Origin of the sequence: Nibrella saemangeumensis (assembly GCF_039541915.1) — a bacterium.
Taxonomy (GTDB): domain Bacteria; phylum Bacteroidota; class Bacteroidia; order Cytophagales; family Spirosomataceae; genus Nibrella; species Nibrella saemangeumensis.
On the sequence record NZ_BAABHD010000058.1, the window covers coordinates 1 to 4914 of the forward strand.

The 4914-nt window shown below is 53.8% G+C and carries 2 protein-coding genes; both read right to left on the reverse strand.

What is annotated here, in order from left to right:
• On the reverse strand, nucleotides 1–2154 hold a 2154-nt coding region (locus tag ABD949_RS18385; protein ID WP_345245640.1), incomplete at its 3' end, for an Ig-like domain-containing protein.
• A gap of 434 nt (nucleotides 2155–2588) precedes the next feature.
• Nucleotides 2589–4914: Ig-like domain-containing protein (locus ABD949_RS18390; protein WP_345245642.1), on the reverse strand; the 2326-nt coding region annotated here is incomplete at its 5' end.

Genomic DNA, 4914 nt, shown 5'->3' on the forward strand with positions numbered 1-4914 from the left:
CGTCTGGTTGAAGCCCAGCGTGTAGCTGTTGGGGTTGGCCACCGGCGGTGCACTACCTACATTGAAGGTGACCCGGGCCGTGTCGCACAGGCTGGTGTTCACCCGATCACAGATCTGGTAGACCAGCATATCGGTGCCGGCAAAACCGGTTGTCGGTGTGTAGGTAATGGATCCATTAGCATTTACCACGGCGGTGCCGTTGGCAGGCTGCATCAATATAGTCGGCGTTGTCACATTGGTGAGCGTAGCCAACTGACCATTCCGGTCCAGATCATTGGTCAGCACCGTGACGGTGGCGGGCTGGTTGAACCCTACCGTAGCGGCATCCGGATTAGCACTCGGAGCCGCACTGCCAACATTGACCACCACCAGCGCCGTATCACAAAGGGTTGTGTTCACCACATCACAGATGCGGTACACGAACTGGTCCGCCCCCGCAAAACCACTATTAGGGGTATAAGTGAAAACCCCATTAGCATTCAGCGTCAGTGAACCATTGGTTGGCTGGGTGACAATAACTGGGGCAGTAACATTGGTAGTATTGGCTGGCAGTCCTGCCCGGTTTAGGTCATTCAGCAGTACCGGGAGTTGGACCGCCGTGTTCAATGCGGTCGTATAATTATCCCGATTAGCCGTTGGCGCTGCACTACCAACATTTATAACGACCAGGGCTGAATCGCACAACAGCGTATTGACCGGATCACAAATACGATAAAATAAGGTATCACTACCGGCAAAGCCTGCGTTTGGTGTATAGGTCAGCGTACCGGTGCTGTTGATAACGGCAGTACCATTATCCGGCCCTTCAACAATGATGGGTGCCGTGACATTGGTGAGGGTCGCGGGGCGTCCCACCCGGTCGGTATCGTTTGTTAATATGGGTATGGTAACCGGTTGCTGAAAAGTGGTGGTGGCATTATCCCGGTTAGCGGTTGGCGGAGCAGACGGTATCGTAAACACCACCAGGGCCGTTGAACAAACCGTCGGGCTGATGGTAGAGCAAATCTGGTACGTTAGGGTGTCGCTGCCGGCAAAGCCAAAAGCCGGGGTATAGGTAATACTGCCGTCGGAATTAACGACGACCGTGCCATTGTTGGGCTGATCCACAATCGTTGGCACCGTCACATTGGTTAAGCTGGCTGGCTCACCATTGCCGCCTAAGTCATTGGCAAAAATAGTAACCGTTGTAGGCTGGCCCAATGTCCCGGTTACCTGATCGAGGGTAGCCACCGGGGGCGGGGGCGGCACCACGGTGATGCGGACCAGAGCGGTATCGCATAAAGTTGGTTCCGTATCGTAACAAATACGGTATACATAGCTGTCTGTTCCGGTGAAACCCGCATTGGCGGTATAGGTGATTGTTCCGTTAGCATTGATTACCGCCAGACCATTGATGGCCTGCTGCGTAATAACCGGAGCCGTGACGTTGGTGGTGTTGGCGGGCTGCCCGTTTCGGGTATCATTCGCTAACACTGACGTGGTGACCGCTATGGTTGCAATAGTGGTAGTACTCTCAGGATTTGCCACTACGCTCCGGCAATCAGCCGCCGGGCTGGCAATATTCACAAATTGCTCCAGTGGCACGACGTTCCCGCCCTCTGGTTGCCCGGAACGTGAGTAGAAGCTGTTCGCTACATTGAGTGCGTACAGGTCATCGGCTGCTGTGATAAAAGCATCACTGGGCGGCAGGGGGGTTATAGGGCCGAAACAGCCATTACCCCGAAAACTAAACAAAGCCACCGGCTGACCCGCCTGAAACGTTCCGTAATCTGTTTCATTTGAGCTTTTACCGATGACATAATAATTGAAAGCCGGATCAAGATTGAATCCGGTATAGTCCTGACCAGGTTGACCGGGTCCTAACTTTAAGGGGTTCTTTTCCCAGTTTCCCCGGATGTCCTGAATGTCCTGGATGAAAAACTGAGCCGGCACCTTTAAGGTATATTGAGCCGTACTTCCTTTCTCTGTAGGGCCAGGGTTGTTGCTGTTGGGTACGTTGTAGTTCGGTATCACAAAAGCCGTATACCGGTTAGTCACCGGATCATACGTAACCTGATAGTTAACGGTGTTGGGCGATATGAGCAGCTGACTATAGCTCAGGTGGCTCGCAAAAAAAATACCTACCCAAAGTGCCAGAGAGAAGAAGTGTTTCATTTGAAAACTTTTTTATTGTCAGCTAATATTCTCGGGGGAAATAAATTCAGTTGTACTCCGAGCCTGATTATTGGCAAGAAATGTACCAAGCAGGAAGGTCATGGACATTATCCAATTGAATGGTTGGCCAACCCACCGTAGCCTACCTGTAGATTATTTGTTTTATCCAACCGCAAAGGCTGATTAGAAAGCGTGACCTTTGTTATGTACAATTATGCATATAAGGAATTATTGCTTCTGACAGTCGTCTGGCGGGTAACTTTCCGGTAGGATCAGAGGATTCAGACAGGGGCTCGGACTAATTTTTTAAAGAATACCGGGAGCCTCTTTTCCTATCACAAAAGATGCCAAACTTTTTGAATCAGGCATACCAGACAGGTGTAAACTACAGCAGCGGGGAGTGATCCCCGCTGCTGAGTTCAAACAGAATCCTATCACGGTATTTGCTCGCGGATGATAAAGAACGGCTGCCGGAGCACATTACCAGGGTGGTTCTTGATGACGTTCTGGTAAATGAACTCGACATCGTTACCTGTACCTTGGAAGATCACCTCCCCGTTTAAGTTAATGTCACCCGTGTAGTACCCTCTCAACCGGAAGAACGGTGTCACAAAGATGTTGCCCGGTGCATTAATTACCTGCTGGTAAATCACGTTCACATCGTTGTTGGTACCCTGGTTGATTACGAAATTGTGCGGTATTCCCGGATCGTTGTCGTATAGCGCGTTACCTGCCCACAGTGCCCGTCCCTGTTCAACCACCACCTGAGCCTGATTGATGGCCGTGTTGGTGTAGGTATACGTTGGCGTCGACGGTCGGCGGAAGTCTACCACCGTACCGGTCGTACTCAGCGGGACAGCTGCCTGGGTCATTACACCCAGATGGTTGCGGTGCTTCACCACTACATAGTAGCTGGCTGCCGTTGCACTGTTGAACCGCACCGGCGATACCCCGTCCAAATCCACTATGTCTCCATCCCGCTGGATCAGCGCGGAACGACTGTCGACAATCTGCGTTGGGTCGGCCGGGTTACGCAATTCGACAAATACCCAGTCTACGATCGCGTTAGCGCCAGTGACACTGAATACAGCCGGGTTCACATTACCGGTAATCGTCAGCGCATTGAAACCAGCATACGGGCTGCCCGTCGGCAGTAGACCCTTAGTCCGTAGGTCATCGCGCATCAGCGTATCCGGCAAGAACACACCAAACAGCGCTCCCTGCAGATAAGCTCTGGCCACCAGCGATACCTGACCCTGTGCTACATTGATAACCACCCGAGCCGTATCACACAGACTGGTGTTCACCCGGTCACAGATCTGGTATACCAGCGTATCCGTTCCGCCAAAGCCCGCGTTCGGCGTGTAAGTGATGCTACCATCCGCGTTGACTACTACGGTACCACTGGCAGGCTGCCGTACTACCGCTGGTGCCGTCACGTTGGTCAGGCTGGCCGGCTGATTGTTCCGATCCTGATCGTTCAGCAATACCGGTATAGTTACTGGTGTCTGGAATCCGGTAGTCGCCACATCGGTGTTCGCATTCGGAGCCGAACTACCGGTGTTAATGACCACCAGGGCCGTGTCACACAGAGCCGTGTTGACCACATCACAGATGCGGTAGATCAGGCTGTCTGCTCCGGCGAATCCAAAGTTCGGCGTGTACGTCAGTGTTCCGTCCGCATTCACCGTTACCGTACCGTTTGTTGGCTGATCGACAATGACCGGTGCCGTCACGTTGGTTAATGACGCAGGCAAACCTCCCCGGCCCTGATCATTGAGCAGCAGGGGTATCTGAACTGGTGCATTAAAGGCTGTCGTGTAGTTATCCCGGTTAGCTACCGGAGCCTCACTGCCCACGGTAAAGACCACCAGGGCTGAGTCACACAAGAGCGTGTTGACCTGGTCACAGATGCGGTAGATCAAGGTGTCGCTACCGGCAAAACCGGCATTGGGCGTGTAGGTGATGCTGCCGGTTGAGTTCACCACCACCGTACCGTTATCGGGTGCATCCACAATCAGCGGAGCCGTCACCGTAGTCAGATTGGCCGGTAAACCTCCACGAGCGGCATCATTCAGCAGTACCGGTACCGTTACCGGCTGCTGGAAGGTGGTGGTAGCATCATCGCGGTTAGCCACCGGCGGCACTGACGGTACCGTGAAGATTACCTGGGCCGTGGCACACACATTCGGACTCACCGTCGAACAGATCTGATACGTCAGCGTGTCAGAGCCGGCAAAGCCAGGGGCCGGCGTGTAGGTGATAGTGCCATCAGGATTGATCACCGCCGTGCCGTTGGCAGGCGCATCGACAATCGTCGGTGCGGTCACATTAGCCAGCGTGGCCGGCTGACCGTTACCCGCCAGATCATTACCCAGTACACTCACCGTTACCGGCTGGCCAAAGCTGCCCGTCACCTGATCCGTCACCGGCTGCGGGGCCGGAGCATTACCGACGTTAATTCGCACCAGAGCGGTATCACACAAACTGGTGTTGACCACATCACAGATACGGTAGACAAACTGATCCACGCCCGTGAAGGTGTCATTGGCGTTGTAGGTAATGGTACCATCAGCGTTTACGGTTACTGCACCGCCTGTTGGCTGCGTCACAATCGTGGGCAAAGTGACACTGCTCAGCGAAGCCGGAGCGCCGGTGCGGTCGGTGTCATTGGTCAGCACTGTCAGCGCCAGCGTCTGGTTGAAGCCCAGTGTGTAGCTGTCAGGATTGGCCACGGCCGGTGCACTGCCTACGTTGAAC